Source organism: Magnetovibrio blakemorei (genome assembly GCF_001746755.1).
Classification (GTDB): Bacteria; Pseudomonadota; Alphaproteobacteria; order Rhodospirillales; family Magnetovibrionaceae; genus Magnetovibrio; species Magnetovibrio blakemorei.
The window spans coordinates 1-2263 of the sequence record NZ_MCGG01000066.1; the positions used below are offsets into that span (position 1 = coordinate 1).

Genomic DNA, 2263 nt, shown 5'->3' on the forward strand with positions numbered 1-2263 from the left:
GTCAGTTCGGTTTCATTTGGTTGCGCTTCGCCAAATTCGCCAGGGCTGGGGTGAAGACCGGCCTTGCGGCACCAGGACCGATGCCGCGGCATGCCCAAGGGTTCTTGGTGAACCTGGACTTCAGCGTTGGGAAATACTTCTAAAATCTTGTCGATCGCTTCCTCGGCGAAGCGGTGGGCATCCTTGAGGGACAGGTCTGGATCCATTTCCACATGGAGCTGGATAAAGATTTGATCCCCCGCGGATCGCGTGCGCAGATCGTGGACATCGTGAATGCACGGGTGGGACAGGGCGATGTTGCGAATTTGGTGGCGCACCTCGTCAGACAACTCGTGGTCCAGCAAAATGCTGATCGCTTCGCCAAGGATTTCCTTGGCGTTCCACGACAAATAGGCGGCGATGATCAAGGCGATGACGGAATCGATCCAGGCTACCCCGCCTGCGCTGGCAATCAGCAACGACACAACGATGCCCACATGCATCATCACGTCGGCTTTGTAGTGCAGGGAATCTGCTTTCACCACCAACGACCCGGTCAGCCGGATCACCTTTTGCTGATAGGCCACCAGCCCCACCATCAACACGATAACGCCGACCATGGAGGCTATGCCCCAGTCAGCATGTTCTATGGAATGGGGATGGAGGAAGCGGTCGACCGCCTCAAACGCGATCATAATCGCCGCGCCGATGATAAAAGCCGACTGGGCCAAGGACGCCAGCGGCTCGAACTTGCTGAAGCCGAACCTGTGGGCGGGATCGGCAGGTTGCAGGGCGCGACGCACCGCCAGAAAATTTACCACCCCCATGACGTTATCGAGGATCGAATCCATCAACGCGCTTAAGACGCTGACGGACCCGGTGGCGAGCCATGCGCCGACCTTCATGGACAGCATAATCGCGCCGATAACCAAGGACAGAGCAGTGGCATTTTTCTTCAGACGCGCGATGTCTTCGGCGTGTAAGTTGAGCTTAGCCATCATCAATGCTCGCTTTTCACCGTTACGGTTTCGCCGATCGCGCCTTGGGCTTAAGCGCTTTGGGCTTTTGCAGCATCTTGTACAGAGCATAACTGCCCGCGCCGACCAAGGCGGCAAGGAAGATAGGGCCGCCCAAGCCGCCAAGCCCCAGGCCCAGCTTTAATCCGCCTGCTTTGCCGGCAACAAAACCACCACCCGCTCCGCCGCCCGCCGCAATGGCGGCATGATGCGCCGCACCCCAACCCATGCCAGATCCCATGCCTGCTCCAGCGCCAATTCCGGTGCCGGCACCAACTCCCGTGCCGGCATTTATTCCGGCCCCGACACTCTTGGTGCCAATGGCTTTGCTGGTGAATCCTTGGGCATTGGAGAGATTAGAAAAGGTATCGGAAATGTCTGCCACGACGTTAGTTTTTGAAAAACTTTTTTTTGCGCCTGTTTTGCTCATAATGCGGTTCCTTTAAAGCTTTACATTGAAACAACAAGTATAGGCGAATGGGACGGATATGAAGACAGGAGCCAAGACCTGAGAGTCCTCTGTGGTTGCCGCCCGTGATGCAAGAAGTTTCTGCTCCGAAGTGCGTGTGATCGAGTGCGGTCTTCTGTGAGGCCTTTGCTTGCGACGTTTCCAGAAAGCCGCTGGCCGGTATGGTGATCTGCGGAGCAGGTCCAAATCTGATTCCCGAGCTTTCACGCTCACGACTCTAAGCTGGTTTTCCTGATCCAGATCGGTTCGATCATTTTGCCCATTCGGGTCGTCGCCTTCTCACACCTCCTTTACCCGGTGCCGAGCAGGTTGTGCGACATGTTGTTTATGCCGTCACAGCCTGCGTCGGCTCCCGGTAATCCTCATTCTTTGTTAGCATGGCCCAGATGGTCCGCGCCATCTTGTTGGCCAAAGCGATCGCCACGAGCATCCTCGGCTTTCGCGCCACCATTCGCGCCAACCACGATCCTTCCGGGATCGATTTACGGCCCAGCCAATTCAGGCGCGACATCGCCCCGATAATCAGGAGCCGACGGATATCTGCCTGCCCCGCCTTGGAAATGCGTCCGAGGCGTTCCTTACCGCCCGATGAAAACTGGCGCGGAACGAGACCGAGCCAGGCGGCGAAGTCGCGTCCACAGCGGAAATTCTCCATCGGCGGGGCAAAAGCTTCAATGGCCAGCGCCGTCAGCGGACCGACCCCGGGCATCGTTTGCAGCCGCCGCGCCACGCCGCGTTCCGCCGACAGCATCTTGATCTTGGCCGTTCTGGCCGCGATCCGTGTCGTCAGGGCGGCGAT

Annotated in this window: 3 protein-coding genes; all 3 read right to left on the reverse strand. The window is 57.9% G+C overall.

The window, feature by feature from the left end; genetic code table 11:
• On the reverse strand, positions 1–980 hold a 980-nt coding region (locus tag BEN30_RS14810; protein WP_170827081.1), incomplete at its 3' end, for a cation diffusion facilitator family transporter.
• A 19-nt stretch (positions 981–999) separates the two neighbouring features.
• Complete coding sequence (locus BEN30_RS19135) at positions 1000–1425, reverse strand: hypothetical protein (protein ID WP_069959103.1); 426 nt, start codon at positions 1423–1425, stop codon at positions 1000–1002.
• A 364-nt stretch (positions 1426–1789) separates the two neighbouring features.
• Positions 1790–2263: transposase (locus BEN30_RS14820; RefSeq protein ID WP_245649065.1), on the reverse strand; the 474-nt coding region annotated here is incomplete at its 5' end.

Bases quoted from the DNA above. Each gene is read 5' to 3' on its own strand.
- BEN30_RS19135 (WP_069959103.1), bottom strand. From the start codon at position 1,425: ATGAGCAAAACAGGCGCAAAAAAAAGTTTTTCAAAAACTAACGTCGTG.